We start from the raw sequence: 17,045 nt of genomic DNA, 5'->3' as shown, positions 1-17,045 counted from the left end.
CTAAACCATGTGGTTACCACACAGTCAATCATGCCATAAAAAAATCACCGAGGACATCTTCCCTCAGTGATGTGTCATTTCTATTTCATACTTGGACCAGCATGTGAAAAAATCGGATCTTTCAATTCAAAATCAAATGTCTTGCCGTCAACAATACCGACTGTTTTCTCATGATCATACAGCTCGAGCAGACAAGCTGCCATTTCTTTTGATGTATGATATTTCTTGATATTGCCTTCATATTCGAATTGATCTACATCTAATGAACGCTTTGCAAATTCCGATTCTGTTGCAGAAGGTGCTAATATTTTTGCCTGTAACTTAGCTCCCTTTTCTTTCAACTCTAGTGCCAGTCCTTCTGTAAAGGCACTCACGTAAAACTTTGTGGCCGAATAGGTGACGGCATTGCCGACGACTGTATAGCCCGCTCTTGAAGAAATGTTGATCAGCTGAGCCCCTTCTACTTGCTCATAATCACGAACAAATAAAGTGGATAAAATCGTTAAGGCTTCGATATTCAGATGAAGCATATCTCCAATTTTACTTACATCCTGTTCTCCTATCGAGCCGAAATGGCCGAATCCTGCATTATTAATGAAGGTGTCGAGCTCATATTCAGCCAATGATTCATAAAATGAATACACTTGCTCCATGTCGGTTAAATCGACAGACTGTATATTTACTTCGATATCGGGATATTGATCAAGAATTTCCTTCTTCAGTTCTTGGAGTTTCTCGAGCCGGCGTGCAGCTAAAATAAGATTTTTGCCTCGTGCTGCAAAGGCCAGTGCCGCCTCATATCCAATACCTGAACTTGCTCCTGTAATGACTGTATAGCTCATTTTATATCCCCCTATGAACGTCTTCTAACTAGTTAAATTATAACGACAGCACTTCGCTCTAGTCAATTTTGAAGAGAATCACAGGGGTGATTAGCTTGTCTATCTTCATTCATCATGTTGGAGGATGTCATGTTGAGATTTTTTTGTTAATTTGTGAAAAACCAATTGGTAGGAATGTTCGATTAACTCCTCTACAAATGAAGCTGGAATGTCTGCATCAAGGTAGATGGAATTCCAATGAGTCTTATTCATATAATAGCCCGGAATAATCCCCTCATGCATCTCTCTTAGTTCTTCAGCACGTTGAGGGTCACATTTTAAAGTGATCACAGGCTTTCGATTCGCATCCCCGCCCATCATAGCAAACATCTTTCCACCAATATGATATCGATCTGCCTGCCATTCTGGCTGATAATCATGGGTGACTCCTTTTAAAGAAAGGCAAAATGCCTGTAGATTCTCTTTTTCCATTAGATTTGCTCCTTTTTAAGTCGTCTTCTATCTTTCTATTATATCGACAATGAAGGCATATATCTGATTTTTTTCATTCACTTCACAACAATAAAGCACAGACCCGCTGGGTTCTGTGCTTTTCTATCAATGCTTCTTTCTTATTCAAATGCCTTCTTCAATTGATCACTCATGAGATGCCAAGCTTCTTCAGCTATTTCTAAATCTCCGGCATGCGTGAAGGCGTGAGGGACTCCTTTAAACTGTCTGTACGTGACGTCTATCCCTGCTTCTTTTAACTTCTCAGCATATTGTTCGGCTTCTTGAGCTAGCGAATCTCTTTCAGCTGTGATAACGAGAGCTGGTGGCATTTGTGCCAAGGATGAACGATCGGCAAAGATTGGAGAAACGAGCGGATTGCGCGGATCTTGGCCTTGCAGATAGAAGGCATTAAAGAGCCTCGCCATTTCAACTGGGATCGCTTCTTCAAACGCTGGCTTTTGTGCTGGATCAGTGGCTAAATCAAGTGGCGGATAATCAAGCACTTGATAGACAATCGGGAGTTGGTTCCCTTTTTGAATATTTAAGAGACAAGCAGCCGTTGCCAAGTTTCCTCCTGCGCTATGTCCGCCAATGGCTATTGCTTTGGGATCTATTTGAAGCTCATCAGGGTGTTCATACAGCCACTTCAGCACATCGTAGCATTCATGAAGAGCGGCTGGGAAAGGGTGCTCTGGAGCAAGCTGATACTCGACATTGACGACGATACATTGGGCTCGGTCTGCAATGACCGGACACCAGTGGTTATCCATTTCAGCACTGCCTAGAATAAATCCTCCGCCATGTAAATTCACAAAAACAGGAAGCGACTGCTTTGATGTGTTGACCGGCTTAAATACCCATACCTTTGTTTCGCCAGCACTTGTTGGAATGTCATATTCCATTTTGTTCACTTCAGGTGGATGGACTGGTTTTAGTTCCGATTGACTCGGTAATGAACCTTCAGATGGTTGACGTAATGACTCAGCGATTTTGATTTGTTCTTCTAAGTTCATGATCTCAGTCTCCTGTCTTATTTATTTCTTCTTAACTCATTCGTTTCTTTTTCCTCTTTTCCTTCTACTGAATCAGCAGCACATTCACATTGGTTCACTTTTTATCTATCTCCCCATTTTCGCCCTCTTTGAAACAAGCATTGAGAAAATAAAAAAAGCACTGCGGCGCTAAGTCCTCAGTGCTTTTCATCTGTTTTATGAAACTTGCTGTTCTACCTTCACTCGTTTAATGAAGAAAGCGATGATCAAACCAATGACTGTCATGATCACAGCAAAGATAAATGCATGCTGGACGCCATTTGTAAAGGCGAGCAGCTTGTTCATCGGATTTGCAGGATCAGCCACATTTTCCATAAAGCTGCGGGTTCCTGATGAAAGGATTGAAATACCGACCGCAGTACCAATGGCTCCTGACACCTGCTGCAATGTATTCATAATCGCTGTACCATGCGGATATAGCTCTGGCGGCAGCTGATTTAATCCATTTGTTTGTGCAGGCATCATGATCATCGCGATTCCGACCATTAATGTAATATGAAGAGTCACAATGTATCCAATTGATGTATTCACACTTAGATTGGTGAAACCTAACATCGTCGCTGCGACGATCGCAAGCCCTGGAATCACAAGCCATTTCGGTCCAAACTTATCAAATAAACCACCCATGATAGGAGATAGCAGACCGTTGATAATTCCACCTGGCAATAGCATTAAACCTGCTGTAAAGGTCGTTAGTGCCAAGGATGTTTGCAAATACAATGGCAAAATCATCATAGCAGACAGCATCACCATCATACACACTAAGATCAGCAGTAACCCAATGACAAACATCGGATATTTAAACGGGCTTAAGTTCAGCATCGGTTCCTTCATATTCAACTGTCTGAGAGAGAATACAAGAATCCCAATGACACCTACTACAATTGCCACGATCACATGCATACTGCTCCAGCCGCCGCCTTCACCGGCGCTACTAAAGCCATACACAATTCCTCCGAAACCAATGGTTGAAAGCACAATCGATAAGATATCGATTTTCGGTCTTGTTGGCTCAGTAATATTTTGCATGAAGATAAAACCAAAGACGAGTGCAGCTATTAATAGCGGAAGTGAAATCCAGAAAATCCAATGCCACGTCAGCGATTTCAAAATAAGGCCAGAGACTGTTGGACCAACAGCTGGTGCAAACATGATCACAAGACCTATAATCCCCATAGATCTACCTCGTTTATGAGGCGGGATGATTACCAAAATCGTATTGAACATCAATGGAAGAAGCAATGCTGTTCCGACTGCCTGTACGACACGTGCCACCATTAAAATACTAAAGACTGGCGCAACTGCTGCGATAAAAGTTCCAATGATCGAAAAGACGAGCGATGTCATGAAAAGCTGTCTTGTTGTAAACCATTGAAGAATGAGTCCTGAAATTGGTACGAGAATACCAAGTGTTAATAAATATCCTGTTGTCAGCCACTGAGCTGTCGTCGCTTCAATTCCAAAGTCTAACGTTAAGCTTCTCAGCGCCATATTTAGTGCCGTTTCACTGAACAGGCCAATAAAACCGGCTGTGATAAATGAGATAATAATGGGCAGCGTTCGAATATGAGAAGCTGCTGCTTGCTGTTTGTTCATAGTAGGTTGGCTCCTTTTCTTTTTCAAATTAAATCAATCATAGGAAGTAAGGACGGTCAGAAATGAGCCACTTCAATGTCTATTGAAAACAGATAAAATCTGTTTTTCTGCAGCGAATTGAGCGATTTTTTCGATTGAATAACCAGATTCATGAATATAAAACATCAGTTCAGGCGTCATCGGAGAGGACATACAAAGTGTCGTCAGTTCAATATCCTGTATGTTCGCTTCCCCTTTTTCATCTGCTTCTTCTAGCAAATCACGAATCATTTGCCTAAGCGATTGACTGTAATGACAGTCATACACTTTGCTTGTCTGCTCTAAATTCCCAGATATCGTAAGCATCCGAATCCAGTCTAAATGATGACCGACAATGAGATGAATTTCTTCGAGCACATAACGCAAACGTTCACGAACTGGCTGGTCACTGATTTTGCTCAAGTAAAGATGCAAAGCAGGGATCAGCTGTTCAAATCTTTCTCCAAGGATCGAAAGGCACAAATCACTTTTATTGGCATAACGGCGATAAAGAGTACCCTGCCCAACACCAGCTGTTTTGGCAATTTTATGCATGCTGACATTTTCCACACCAAATTCCTGAAACAAAGTAAAAGCGACTTCTTCAATTTCCTTCCCAATATCCTTTTCCATGATGCTTCACCTTCTTTACCTTCATCCATATTGCACTTCTCTCTATGTGTTCAATCAAAACTTTTTGATTTTCATTAGGACAATTGTACCGGTATTATCTTACGGACAACTGTCCGCTTTGTCAATCATTCTTTAGTAAATCGCCTGAAAAAGATCATTTTCTTTCATAACTTCCTATAAAAAAATAGAAGAGTCTAGTAAAATATCCTCTTTAATATCATATATTAGACCGATTTTCCATTTCGAGAGAATCATGTATGATCAATTAAGAAAACGCTTTCAAAACAAGAGAGGGGAATGCCTACATGTCTTACCGTGTGAAACGAATGTTAATGCTGCTTGTCACTGGAATCGTCTTGAGTTTGTCCACATTTACTGCGGGTGCCTCGGCCCAAACAGGCGGGTCGTTTTATGAGCCTTTTAACAACTATAATACGGGGTTATGGCAAAAAGCCGATGGGTACTCGAATGGAAACATGTTTAACTGTACGTGGCGTGCAAACAATGTCTCCATGACGTCGTTAGGGGAAATGCGGTTATCGCTTACAAGTCCTTCCTATAATAAGTTTGACTGCGGAGAAAATCGTTCCACTCAAACATATGGCTACGGGCTTTATGAAGTCAGCATGAAACCAGCCAAAAATGTTGGGATCGTGTCTTCGTTCTTTACTTATACAGGACCGACTGATGGTACGCCTTGGGATGAAATTGACATCGAATTTCTAGGAAAAGATACGACAAAGGTTCAGTTTAACTACTATACCAATGGTGTAGGAAATCATGAAAAGATCGTCAACCTTGGTTTTGATGCAGCAAACTCTTATCACACGTATGCATTTGACTGGCAGCCTAACTCGATTAAATGGTATGTGGACGGACAATTAAAACATACTGCCACTACTCAAATCCCTCAAACACCAGGAAAGATTATGATGAACCTCTGGAATGGTGCAGGTGTCGATGAATGGCTCGGCTCCTATAACGGTGTTACACCACTCCATGCGCATTATAACTGGGTGCGTTACACAAAAAGATAACCACATTACAAAACCTGTGACTTGTCACAGGTTTTTCTTCATTCAAATGGAATTGGTTTTTAGTTGATGAACGAGCTTTTGTTCATAACTGTGGATAATATCTTCATAACTTTCTATCTTGTAATCTAACCGCTTAATCGTCTCTTCGATTTCCTTTTGCTTTTCTACAAGTCTTTCTCTCTCATTGACCAAAATACTTTTCCGCGAGGACAGGGTATGATCCTCGCCCTCGATAAATAAAGCCGTATATTCTCGAAGTGCATCAATTGAGAGACCCGCATTTCTCATGCATTTTATAAATTCAATCCACTGAATATCCTCTTCTGCATAATCACGAACACCGTTTTCATCCCGCCGGATCGGTCGAATTAACCCAATATTCTCATAGTACCTGAGCGTAGCAGTAGATAAATTGAGCTGCTTGGCGGCTTGTGCTATTTTCATTGTTTTCACCCTTCTCTTCTTCTTTCACCTTATGAAAAATGAAATTCCTTCTTCTCATCATCTCCAATTTGATAGAGAACGCAAGATGCTTTTGGCTCAATTCTTTATTTAAGGATGTTGAAAAGCCTGAAGAGGGTTCTCTATTGACTTAGAGTTCACTTTAAGACGTACAGTATAGAAGTAGAACAGAATCTTACTTTTGAAAGGATGATCCAGAATGTGTCAGACGCACCAATCAAACGTTTTAAGTGTTTCACATGCAAAAGCGAATTTTGAACGGACAACCATTGAACGAAGAGCACTTCGTCCACATGATATTTTAATTGATATTCAATTTAGCGGGATCTGTCATTCAGATATCCACAGCGCCTTTGATGAATGGGGCGGCGGTATTTTCCCAATGGTTCCGGGTCATGAGATTACTGGAGTTGTTACGGCTGTCGGTGATGCTGTGACGAAATTTCAGATTGGAGACCGTGTAGGCGTTGGCTGCTTTGTTGATTCCTGCGGCACCTGTGAATATTGCCAAAACGGAGACGAGCAATATTGCACGAAAGGAGTCGTCCAAACCTATAATAGCATTGATTATGACGGAGAACCAACTTATGGCGGCTATAGTCAGAAGATTGTCGTGACAGAGCGCTTTGTCGTCAGCATTCCAGATCAACTATCCCTTGATGCCGCAAGTCCTCTTCTGTGCGCTGGCATTACCACTTATTCTCCGTTAAAGCACTGGAAGGCAGGCCCGGGTAAAAAAGTGGCCATCGTCGGGATGGGTGGACTCGGTCATGTCGCCATTCAATTCGCACGTGCACTTGGCGCTGAAGTCACGGTATTGAGCCGCTCTATGAATAAAAAAGAAGAGGCACTGTCATTTGGTGCAAAAGACTATTTTGCCACAAGTGATCCCGATACATTTAAAACATTAGCCGGTCAATATGACCTCATTCTCAATACAGTCTCTGCCAATATCAATGTAGACGCCTATTTATCCTTACTTCGCGTGGATGGAACCTTAGTGAATGTCGGTGCACCGCCTAATCCAGATCAATTCCATGTCTTTTCATTAATTTCCGGCCGCCGTAGCATTGCTGGTTCACTCGTTGGCGGCATCCAAGAAACACAAGAAATGCTCGATTTCGCAGCTGCTCACCATATCGCACCACAAATTGAAGTGATTAACGCAAGTCAAGTTGATGAAGCGTATGAACGTGTGCTGAAAAGTGATGTGCGTTATCGGTTTGTCATTGATATTTCGACATTATGATCGGATTCTATCTGGAAAGACCAGCTCAATGGCTGGTCTTTTTTAATGGTGGATATCCTGTTTTTCTTGTAGTGAGATTTTAGAGGATATGTTCAAAAATCATCCAACATTTTCATGAAATCATCTCTTTTTTTTAGAACTAAATTTATTGACAAAAAATAAATAAACATGTTATTATTAAAAATTTGATTATTTTATCTCTAAGTGTGGTACCCTTAAAGTAGATACATGATATGGAGGCGGATGATATGTTTCAAATTGGTGATAACATTGTTTATCCAATGCACGGAGCAGGTATAATTGAAGCCATAGAAGAAAAAGAATTTTCTGATGAAAAACAACAGTATTATGTGATTAATATGTCAATCAGTCATATGAAAGTGATGATTCCAACACGGAAAATATCGGGTTCACGCATTAGACCTGTTACAGATATACTGGCATTAAACAATGTGATGGACATTTTCCAGCATGGCAAATCAGAGCAAATACTGACATGGAAAGAACGACATACAATTAATACAAACAAAATAAAAACGGGTAGCATCCAAGACGGTGCTGAAGTTGTACGTGACCTGATGCGTATGAAAAAAGAGAAAGCACTAAATGCAAGTGAAAAGAAAATGCTAGATGATGCCCATGAATTTTTGCTAAGTGAATTAGAGGTCATCAAAGGGATTACAGAAAAACAAATCAAAAGTTTCTGTTAAGAACTCTGCCGCTCTTTTGGGCATCCCTCACCATTTTTGAATTCAAGTTCTCTGACCCACCCTTCAATTAATGAAAGAAAAAAGAATTTATTTAGGCAAATTCCGCATATTGTAAATCCAATATGCTATACTGTTGATAAACCTTTGAAGCATGAATTTTTTTACGATTACCTTGTAACATCTCCCTACTTGTACGCTGAGTAGGGTTTTTTATTGAAGAAATAAATGAAAGCACAAAAAAACAGGCTCTCTACAGAGAACCTGTTTTAAAAAAATGAAGATTAAGCAGTTTTTTGAACGTTAGCAGCTTGAGCTCCACGAGAACCTTGCTCTACGTCAAATGTTACTTTTTGACCTTCGTCTAAAGATTTGAATCCGTCACCTTGGATAGCTGAGAAATGTACGAATACATCGTCGCCTTCTTCACGTTCGATAAATCCAAAACCTTTTTCTGCGTTAAACCATTTTACTGTACCTTGTTCCATGTTTGTTGCCTCCTAGTGCGTTATCACACAATGTATTATACTATCCTTGCCCAAAGTATCCTCAAGACGAAAAGTCTTTCTTCATGCTATCCTTTACGCCGAACAAAAATAATTAATCTTATTGTAACATGATTCGGAAATAATTGCAATTTAGGATTTAAAAGAGCACAAAATGTGCTATGGTAACACAAATAAGACAGGGATTTAATGATGAAACGTTCATTTAGCTATGTTAAAGAAGAATGTTGGTTTTGGTTAAAAAGAAGAAACTCTCCTTTGTGCATAAAATCAGTTTTTTTCAGCACGAAAAGAAATCTTTATCTAAATTCTCTCTAAAATCGACTGAACAAAGTTAGTTTTTCCGTCGGCATATTTGTGTTTGTCATTTTTATTTAAACTAGATAGGTTCAATTTGAGCTGCTCGTACTCATTTCTCACTAATTCGTCACTTCTTAAAAAATCCCTAAAATTTAACTGTTCGAGTAAATATCTATTGCCTGTTTGATACATATGGATTTGGTGAGTACGTGGTTCTCCTTTGTTGAAATAGTGTCTTTCAGGTAAAACATTGGTCCCTCTATATGAATAACCAAGCCTTCGCAAAGCTGTTACGCACTGTTTCCCGTCAAGAAAATGATCTATTTCAATCGCAATATCAATAATAGGTTTCGCACTCAAACCATTTACTGCTGTACTTCCAATATGATGCACATTCACCGTGTACTGCCCAATGACCTCTACTATTCGTTTCTTTTCCCTTTCAAATTCTTTGCCCCATTCAGCAGACCAAGGAACTAAAAAAACTTCCCCTCTTGGTAATCCAAGCATTTACTCAACTCCACTTTATGTTTTCGTTGTTTAGTTGGAAATTTTAATACAACTAACCAGAGAGCAATCTCAAACAAAAAGTCCACTTATTTAAAATGCTCCTTCATATTCTAAAGAATCGATCAAATATCTGCTACAATAAATTGACAACGTATACATTGAACCGCATACTCTTCATTCACGCTAAAATATAAAATTCCGAGAGGAGAAATCAAATGAATCCTTTGTTTTTAGATATTCCTTTACAATTAGAGACAGAAAGACTCGTTCTTCGAGCACCACACCAAGCAGGAGACGGGAAAATTGTAAACCAAGCAATAAAGGATTCCTTTTCTGAATTAAAAGCGTGGTTGCCATTTGCTCAAGAACTTCCTAGTGTTGAAGAAACAGAGATCAATTTAAGAAATGCTCATATCAATTTTTTAGAGAGAGAAAGTTTTCGTTTTCTTATTTTTGATAAAAACAGTAATCACTTCATCGGGGTAACTAGTCTTCAGAGGATTGACTGGACCATTCCTAAATGTGAGATCGGGTACTGGGTAAATACAAAATTTAGTGGAAATGGATATATGACAGAAGCAGTGGAGAAATTGGCTGACTTCGGATTAAACAATATCAAATTTAGAAGAATTGAAATAAGGTGTGAATCAACAAATCTCAAAAGTCGAGCTATCCCAGAAAAACTTGGCTTTGTATTTGAAGGCACTTTGAGAAATGATGATTTATCCGCAGATGGAAGCAAGCTGACTGACACTTGTTTTTATTCCATAATAAAATAACATTGTACGCTTAATATAACGGATGCTATTAAAACAAAAAGGCATAACATATTTTATAAAAGTAAGTGGTCAGTTTTGGTTACAAAAAACAACAAGGGACTCACCCCCTTGATATCATTGATGCGGCCGAGAGGACTTGAACCTCTACGGGTTATTTATACATACTATTACACTTTCCAAAGAATGTGGGCAATTCATGGCCAGCTTTAACAGATTGAAATATCTATTTCAATTTATTAAATACAAGTTCATGTTACAAGCCTGCCAAATGAATTTACATAATAAATTTCTATCGTGGAGTCTTTGTAAAAACACATTCGTTTCATAATGACCAACCATTCAACTTTATTAAAGGAAAAGTAAAATTAATCATATAATTCTTTCATCATTAAAATTCCTTATCAATTTACAAACTAACATCCTTTTACATTTTTCGGAAAAATTGTATACTTAGTTCATAAACTATTGAAAGGATGTATATTTTGTTTGATGCTGTTATTTTTGAAAGAGCTATATTGTTAATAGGTAGCGGAATAATACCTATTGTTGGCTTGTTCTTATCTTTATCACAAAATCGTCTTAAAAGAGAAAAAGAGTTTCAAGAGTCTCAACAACAAAACTATAATTTTATACAAAATGGCTATTATAATGAATTTAATGTTGCTATTCAACACAATCATGCTCAAGAACATTATTATTACCATCAACAAAAAAAAGAAGAATTTAAAGAAAAACAAGCAAAATTAAATTCTCGTGCAAATTTTATAGAGTCTATTATGACTAAAACATTTTTAGTTTTGATTATTATAGTAGCGTTAAATGAAATTTTTTCATCTTTTAAAAAATTCGAATTAAAAGATATTATTAATTATAGTTATATTTTTTGGGATTCTTTCCAAGTTGCAGGAACAATTGTTATTCACGCATCGTTCGGTTTAATTACAGCTGTTTTTCTAAGTTCTCTTTTAACAAAAAATGCTCTAATTCGAAATCTTTTTATAATCTTCTTTACAGCGATAGCAAATTTTAAAACTCTAAATTTTTGGAATAACAACCCTATAAACATGAAAATAATTCAAGAAAATGCACAAAAAATTTCTGAACAAGTAACAGTGAATTCAACCATTGATCACTTTATGCCATTTCTTCTAATAATTCATGTTATTACTGCCGTTATCGTTACAACATACATCACTAAGGTTCTTTATTTACCAGAAAATAAAAACCTATCAAGAACATTTTCTTTATCTTTAGCGTTTTATATCCTTTTTCCTTTCCTTTATGAAAAAGTTCTTGCTTTGCTTTAAACAACTTATTGAATAATACAAAGTAAAGTGAAACAGAAAAATAATAAAGTTCCTAATTATATAAAAATATCTGTTTTATACAAAAAAATCCACTTACTTAAAATAAGTGAATAGATTTATTTAGATATTATAAAAAAACCAAAGGTTTACCACCTTTGGTTTCTTAGATGCGGCCGAGAGGACTTGAACCTCCACGGGTTATTCACCCACTAGGCCCTCAACCTAGCGCGTCTGCCATTCCGCCACGACCGCGTGTATGATGTGCTCATATATTCATAAGTGCACTGTTTGAAAAAACAATGCGGGTGAAGGGACTTGAACCCCCACGTCATAAAGACACTAGATCCTAAGTCTAGCGCGTCTGCCAATTCCGCCACACCCGCGTGACAATGGTGAGCCATGAAGGACTCGAACCTTCGACCCTCTGATTAAAAGTCAGATGCTCTACCAACTGAGCTAATGGCTCATCTGCTATGCAGAAAAACATATAAAAAAATGGCTGGGCTAGCTGGATTCGAACCAACGCATGACGGAGTCAAAGTCCGTTGCCTTACCGCTTGGCTATAGCCCAACGAATGAAAAAAACAAAACATGACCCGTACGGGATTCGAACCCGTGTTACCGCCGTGAAAGGGCGGTGTCTTAACCGCTTGACCAACGGGCCATAAAATAATGGCGGAGAAGGAGGGATTTGAACCCTCGCGCCGCTCGCGCGACCTACACCCTTAGCAGGGGCGCCTCTTCAGCCACTTGAGTACTTCTCCATTATGGCTCCGCAGGTAGGACTCGAACCTACGACCGATCGGTTAACAGCCGATAGCTCTACCACTGAGCTACTGCGGAATAATAAGACATGTTTCATTATATATATGCCAGAAAAATGTGTCAAGAATTTTTAAGCGTTTCATTCCTGCTCAATTTGCGACGGCTTTTATAATTTAACATATACTAATATAACAGTCAAGCCTTTTTCCATGCCATTTGTTTAACTTGGCAGAAAGCCCCCGACCTCTTCAAGTAGACCAAGGGCCTTGATGCAGCCTTCCATGAGATTAAGACAGATGAAACTTTCGCATCCACTTATAAAAAGTACTTCTTGGCACCCCTGCTAGCCTCGCTGCTTCTGACACATGACCTTTCGTTTTATGCAGTGCGTCTATCACTGTTTGCATTTGAATGCGTTCCCTGAATGTGAGTTCTTTTGGAGTCTCGGTACACTCTGCTGGATGCAGCTTCTGCTTTTTCTGATCAACCGCCTCTAATACTGAAGCGTATTGCGATTCACCAATCCATCCGCCTTTCGGAAAGAGGACCCTTAGATGCTCAAACAGATTAAAAAACTCTCGTATGTTTCCTGGCCAATGATACTCTTGCAATTTCTGAAAAAATGATTCAGGAAACGCTGCATTCCAGTGGTGCTTCTTTTGGTAATAACGATATAAATCATGAATGTCTTCTTTTCTTTCTCTAAGCGGCGGGATATTGATCGGATAGACATGAAGACGGTAATACAAGTCTTCTCGTATTTTTCCTTCCTTCAGCAGTTCGTTCATATTACGGTGAGTCGCTGTAATAATCCGAATATCCAAAGGGATTTCGTGTGTCCCGCCAAGCGGTACGACTGCCCTTTCTTCTATCACCCGAAGAAGCGCTACTTGCATCGCATATGGGATTTCGCCTATTTCATCTAGAAAGAGTGTTCCTTTATGAGCTTGTTCAAATTTGCCTTTAGCTCCGTGACGTTTTGCCCCTGTAAATGCCCCTTCAGCATAGCCAAACAGCTCACTTTCTAACAGGCTTTCAGGAATGGCTCCGCAATTAACAGCAATAAACGGCCCTTTATGCCTTTCACTGGCGGAATGAATGGCTCTAGCGGCGAGTTCCTTCCCTGTCCCTGTTTCTCCCCAAATATACACATGAGCATCTGTTTGTGCTGCTCTCTTCATCTCGTTAAGCGTCTGTTGAAATACCTTACTTGTTCCTGATTCCCCGGGAAATTGAGCAAAAGAAACGGTGATGCTGCTTTTCGCTGCTTCTTCAAGGGAAAGGGACATGCCTAGCACCTTCCTGTCTTGCTCTGATTGAATGATCTGCTTTCCCCGAATAACAAATGGATGACCCTTAAGCCGCTCGACATCCATTCCATACCAGTCTGAAAATCGTTCTCTAATCGACCTGCTGGCAGACACAATTTGCTTTTTTTCATTACAGACCACATACGGTTCGTCTGTTTCCACCTGCTGGAGACAATGAGTGATGAGCTCCAACTCTCTCCTTTTTTGCTGGACTTGAATTTCTCTCTCGATGGCATAAGCAACCGTTGAAGCCATTCCAAGCATAAAAGGGTGCTTGTTATCCGTCATACAAGAGATGTCAATCACCCCTATGATTGTACCACCTGCATCGCGAATAGGAGCGGCTGAACAACTCCAATGGTGAGAGGCGATAGAAAAATGCTCAGTTCCGTTGATCGTCACCGCTTCTCCGATGACGAGTGCCGTTCCGATCGCGTTTGTCCCTACATCTGTTTCAGTCCAGCGTGAACCCTCCATAAAATTAATTCTTTTTGCTTCCACCATCGTTCTTTCGCTTCCTGTCAGACTTAGCACATAACCGTCTGCATCGATGAGTAAGGCCAGCATGTCAGATTCTTTTAATTGCTGACTGATTTTATTTAAGTAAGGAAGAGCCGCATTTAGGAATAATGAATATTTCTTTTTTTGGGCACTGAAACGCTCCTTTTCTAACAACGACTGTCCTTTATCTAAATACGGATTCACATTTGCCTGTTTACACCTGTGCCATGATTCTACCACTCTCTTATTCAGACGAGACTGATCAAGCAAACCTTCACGAACAAAACGTTTCCACGTATTTAAATAACAAGGCGTCGGATTCATTCCATCCTCTCCTCTAGGGGCTTTTTATTCATTATAGATAATTATAAAAGCGCTTTCAATTATCATTAGCTAACCCTAGAAGTCAATCGGATAGAAAAGAAGCCTTTTTCAGCAGTGCACCGCTCGTCCAATGGTTTGCAGAAAGGCTTCGTGTATCGCCTCTGAAAGTGTCGGATGTGCCGCAATAAACTGCTCTAATGTATCAGCGGTCAGCTCTGTATGCATCATCACCGCCGCTTGTCCAATCAGTTCTGTTGCATGCGGTCCGATAATTGAAACACCTAATATTTCTTGATATTGCGGTTCTACAATGACCTTTACGTGACCGGCTGGTTGATTTAAGATTAATGCTTTTCCATTTGCAGAAAATGCACATGTCCCTATCCGAATCTCCTCATATTGTTTTCTAGCACTCTCTTCATTTAAACCAACACTGGCTATTTCTGGAGAGGTGTATATGCACCTCGGAATCACTTGCTCATTGACCTTTACATGCTCACCTGATGCATGGGATGCCGCAACCGTTCCTTCATGAAAGGCAGTATGAGCAAGCTGGACCCCACCTGTCACATCACCGCACGCATAGATATGCGGGAGATTGGTTTGCATATGTTCATTGACGTAGATACCGTTTCTATCAAATGCAATACCAACCTGATCAAGATTCAACTCTCCAAGCCGCGGAGTTCTGCCAATGGCCACTAAGCAAAGATCCGACTGGATTTCACACTGCTCGCCTTGATTATTCTCCACCACTACTTTACTTGAAGAGGAATCAAGCTGCTTGACTGCGGCGGACGTCAAAATGTCTACACCCGTTTCTTCGAGCTGCTCGTGAAGACATTGTGCAATATCACGATCTTCTTCAGGTAAAATGTGCACTGCCCGTTCAACCATGACAACCTTTGATCCCATTCTGCTAAAGATGCTCGCAAACTCACAGCCGATCACCCCGCCCCCAATGATACAAAGCGAATTTGGAATCGAAGAAAGTGACATGGCATCCTTGCTGTGAATAATCCATTCGCCATCAAAAGGTGCAAACGGTAAAGCAGCAGGCGCTGCCCCTGATGCAATAATGATTTGTTTTGCTTGAATGATTTCAGACTTTCCTTCACTTTCTATCAATAGCTCATGTGCTGATAGAAATGAAGCCTTCCCATTTACCACGGTGACTTTGTTTTTATTCATCAAGTAGCGAACACCATCAGTGAGCTGCTTGACGACAGACTGCTTCCGTTTTTGGACAGCATCCCATTGGATGGTAGGCTCATGTTCTGGAAGCTCAATTCCAAAATGTCCAGCCGATTTCACATGCTCATACATATCGGCGCTTTGCAAAAGTGCTTTGGTTGGAATACAGCCCTCATTGAGGCAGGTACCTCCCAGCTGACCTTGATCAATTAACACAACCTCCCTGCCAAAACGAGCGGCTGTTATGGCCGCCACATAACCTGCTGGTCCGCCTCCTATAATGACCAGTGTCATGGTACGTTCACCTTCTTCCTATAAAAGAATGGATATTGGTTCTTCTAAATGTGCTTTGACCGTTGATAAAAATGCGGATGCCGGTGCTCCGTCCAGTAAGCGGTGATCAAACGTAAGACTGAGAGGCAGGATGGTCCCTTTGCACAATTCATCCTCTCGATAAACAGGGGTGTCATACATTGTTCCGACGCCAAGGATACCTGCTTCCGGAGGATTCAAAATTGGCGTGAAATGCTCTACACCATACGCTCCAAGATTGGTCAATGTAAAGGTCGAACCTTGGATTTCATCATGGAGAAGCTTTCCTTCACGTGCTTTTTGACCATACAATTTAATGCTCTTCGCCAGCTCTATCAGCGTTAACCGCTCCGCATGCCGAATGACCGGTACAGCCAATCCGTTATCTAACGCAGCAGCAATCCCAAGATGGACATTCTCAAAGGTTTCCACAACTCCGTTATGATATTGACTGTTCATCGCAGGGTGTTCTAACAACGAAAGGATCGCTGCTTTGGCTACAAAATCGGTGATGGTCAACTTTGTATCGTAACGTGCTATGGCTGTTTCATTCAGCTGTTGTTGTAAGTTTGTAAGTTTTGTCACGTCCGCTTTCATCGTAATAGTTAATTGTGCACTTGTTTGCAGGCTTTCCATCATTCTTGAGGCAATTGTTTTCCGCATCATGTTAATAGGTTGATGCTCTGTTTCGTTTTGTTTTTTCTCTTCTTGTTTTTTCTCTTTCCGTTCAGGAAGCGCATGAAGCACATCCTCTTTCGTAATTCTTCCACCTGGTCCTGTCCCCACGAGCGTATCAATGTCTAGGTTGGCGCTATTCGCCATTTTACGGGCAACAGGAGAGATTTTCTTTCTCTCTTTCTTAGGTTTTGGCTGCAGGTCTTTTCCTTCCACTTGTTCATTTCCTTCACCGATATAGCAGATGACCGTGCCAGGCGGTACACCTTCTCCCTCAGATACTTTTATATCCAATATGGTTCCTTCAGCAGGTGATTCGATCTCCATTTCAATTTTTTCGGAGTTGATGCTTGCAATGCTTTCCCCTTTATTTACGGTCTCACCGACCTCCTTATTCCAGACAGATACCGTTCCTTCTTTCATCGACATGCCCAATTTAGGCATCACAACTTCGACCGCCATCTCCCTCTCTCC

Annotated in this window: 16 protein-coding genes and 7 tRNA genes; 5 read left to right on the top strand and 18 right to left on the bottom strand. The window is 40.3% G+C overall.

Annotation, left to right across the window (positions count from 1 at the left end; all coding sequences use genetic code 11):
• Positions 1 to 80: 80 nt before the first annotated feature.
• From MHH41_RS02720 to MHH41_RS02700, 5 genes are all read right to left on the bottom strand, one after another.
• Positions 81 to 842 carry an SDR family NAD(P)-dependent oxidoreductase gene (locus tag MHH41_RS02720; RefSeq protein WP_050945638.1) on the bottom strand — a complete coding sequence of 254 codons (762 nt, stop codon included), beginning with the start codon at positions 840 to 842 and terminating at the stop codon, positions 81 to 83.
• 105 nt (positions 843 to 947) lie between these two features.
• Entirely contained in the window at positions 948 to 1,313 is a 366-nt protein-coding gene (locus tag MHH41_RS02715) for an MmcQ/YjbR family DNA-binding protein (protein WP_003213869.1), read from the bottom strand.
• Positions 1,314 to 1,453: 140 nt separating this feature from the next.
• A complete protein-coding gene (locus tag MHH41_RS02710) occupies positions 1,454 to 2,347 on the bottom strand; it encodes an alpha/beta hydrolase (protein WP_212046667.1) in 894 nt (297 codons plus the stop codon).
• Between the two features lie 195 nt (positions 2,348 to 2,542).
• A complete protein-coding gene (locus MHH41_RS02705; RefSeq protein WP_050945631.1) occupies positions 2,543 to 3,982 on the bottom strand; it encodes a DHA2 family efflux MFS transporter permease subunit in 1,440 nt (479 codons plus the stop codon).
• A 72-nt stretch (positions 3,983 to 4,054) separates the two neighbouring features.
• Positions 4,055 to 4,633 carry a TetR/AcrR family transcriptional regulator gene (locus tag MHH41_RS02700; protein WP_050945624.1) on the bottom strand — a complete coding sequence of 193 codons (579 nt, stop codon included), beginning with the start codon at positions 4,631 to 4,633 and terminating at the stop codon, positions 4,055 to 4,057.
• A gap of 305 nt (positions 4,634 to 4,938) precedes the next feature.
• Between MHH41_RS02700 and bglS the strand changes: the two genes are divergently transcribed.
• Positions 4,939 to 5,670, top strand: coding sequence for a beta-glucanase (gene bglS, locus MHH41_RS02695; protein ID WP_003214284.1), 732 nt, complete (start codon positions 4,939 to 4,941; stop codon positions 5,668 to 5,670).
• A gap of 42 nt (positions 5,671 to 5,712) precedes the next feature.
• Here the strand turns inward: bglS and MHH41_RS02690 are convergent, their stop codons facing one another.
• Positions 5,713 to 6,114, bottom strand: a complete 402-nt coding sequence (locus MHH41_RS02690; RefSeq protein ID WP_113386745.1) for a MerR family transcriptional regulator — start codon at positions 6,112 to 6,114, stop codon at positions 5,713 to 5,715.
• A gap of 217 nt (positions 6,115 to 6,331) precedes the next feature.
• Between MHH41_RS02690 and MHH41_RS02685 the strand changes: the two genes are divergently transcribed.
• Complete coding sequence (locus MHH41_RS02685; protein ID WP_003213908.1) at positions 6,332 to 7,381, top strand: NAD(P)-dependent alcohol dehydrogenase; 1,050 nt, start codon at positions 6,332 to 6,334, stop codon at positions 7,379 to 7,381.
• Between the two features lie 248 nt (positions 7,382 to 7,629).
• Positions 7,630 to 8,091, top strand: a complete 462-nt coding sequence (locus MHH41_RS02680; protein WP_106030184.1) for a CarD family transcriptional regulator — start codon at positions 7,630 to 7,632, stop codon at positions 8,089 to 8,091.
• Between the two features lie 281 nt (positions 8,092 to 8,372).
• On the opposite strand, the gene MHH41_RS02675 is transcribed toward MHH41_RS02680, so the two are convergent.
• Together MHH41_RS02675 and MHH41_RS02670 are read right to left on the bottom strand one after the other, a co-directional pair.
• The gene (locus MHH41_RS02675; protein WP_003214229.1) at positions 8,373 to 8,576 is read right to left on the bottom strand and encodes a cold-shock protein; all 204 of its coding nucleotides are present in this window, start codon (positions 8,574 to 8,576) and stop codon (positions 8,373 to 8,375) included.
• A 321-nt stretch (positions 8,577 to 8,897) separates the two neighbouring features.
• Complete coding sequence (locus MHH41_RS02670; protein WP_340865584.1) at positions 8,898 to 9,404, bottom strand: GrpB family protein; 507 nt, start codon at positions 9,402 to 9,404, stop codon at positions 8,898 to 8,900.
• Between the two features lie 215 nt (positions 9,405 to 9,619).
• Here MHH41_RS02670 and MHH41_RS02665 point away from each other — a divergent pair, with 215 nt between their 5' ends.
• Both MHH41_RS02665 and MHH41_RS02660 read left to right on the top strand, forming a co-directional pair.
• Positions 9,620 to 10,183, top strand: coding sequence for a GNAT family N-acetyltransferase (locus MHH41_RS02665; protein WP_340865582.1), 564 nt, complete (start codon positions 9,620 to 9,622; stop codon positions 10,181 to 10,183).
• 482 nt (positions 10,184 to 10,665) lie between these two features.
• Positions 10,666 to 11,490 (top strand): hypothetical protein, encoded by an 825-nt coding sequence (locus tag MHH41_RS02660; RefSeq protein ID WP_340865579.1) that lies wholly within the window; start codon positions 10,666 to 10,668, stop codon positions 11,488 to 11,490.
• A gap of 168 nt (positions 11,491 to 11,658) precedes the next feature.
• Here MHH41_RS02660 and MHH41_RS02655 read toward each other — a convergent pair.
• The 10 genes from MHH41_RS02655 to MHH41_RS02610 all read right to left on the bottom strand — a co-directional run bounded on the left by MHH41_RS02655 (position 11,659) and on the right by MHH41_RS02610 (position 17,033).
• Positions 11,659 to 11,742, bottom strand: a tRNA-Leu gene (locus MHH41_RS02655).
• A gap of 48 nt (positions 11,743 to 11,790) precedes the next feature.
• Positions 11,791 to 11,873: transfer RNA gene (locus tag MHH41_RS02650), tRNA-Leu, on the bottom strand.
• A gap of 7 nt (positions 11,874 to 11,880) precedes the next feature.
• Positions 11,881 to 11,956, bottom strand: a tRNA-Lys gene (locus MHH41_RS02645).
• A gap of 30 nt (positions 11,957 to 11,986) precedes the next feature.
• A tRNA-Gln gene (locus MHH41_RS02640) sits at positions 11,987 to 12,061 on the bottom strand.
• A 21-nt stretch (positions 12,062 to 12,082) separates the two neighbouring features.
• Positions 12,083 to 12,154: transfer RNA gene (locus tag MHH41_RS02635), tRNA-Glu, on the bottom strand.
• Positions 12,155 to 12,163: 9 nt separating this feature from the next.
• Positions 12,164 to 12,254 (bottom strand) — tRNA-Ser (locus tag MHH41_RS02630).
• A 4-nt stretch (positions 12,255 to 12,258) separates the two neighbouring features.
• Positions 12,259 to 12,333, bottom strand: a tRNA-Asn gene (locus MHH41_RS02625).
• A 209-nt stretch (positions 12,334 to 12,542) separates the two neighbouring features.
• Positions 12,543 to 14,390: a sigma-54-dependent Fis family transcriptional regulator gene (locus tag MHH41_RS02620; protein WP_340865578.1), complete on the bottom strand. Its 1,848-nt coding sequence runs from the start codon at positions 14,388 to 14,390 to the stop codon at positions 12,543 to 12,545.
• 108 nt (positions 14,391 to 14,498) lie between these two features.
• Positions 14,499 to 15,878, bottom strand: coding sequence for a dihydrolipoyl dehydrogenase (gene lpdA / locus MHH41_RS02615; protein WP_284905675.1), 1,380 nt, complete (start codon positions 15,876 to 15,878; stop codon positions 14,499 to 14,501).
• 18 nt (positions 15,879 to 15,896) lie between these two features.
• Positions 15,897 to 17,033, bottom strand: coding sequence for a dihydrolipoamide acetyltransferase family protein (locus MHH41_RS02610; protein ID WP_340865576.1), 1,137 nt, complete (start codon positions 17,031 to 17,033; stop codon positions 15,897 to 15,899).
• Positions 17,034 to 17,045: the final 12 nt, after the last annotated feature.

Origin of the sequence: Bacillus sp. FSL K6-1145 (genome assembly GCF_038003425.1) — a bacterium.
GTDB classification, from domain to species: Bacteria; Bacillota; Bacilli; order Bacillales; family Bacillaceae; genus Bacillus; species Bacillus pumilus.
This window is presented reverse-complemented; position numbering and strand designations above follow the sequence as displayed.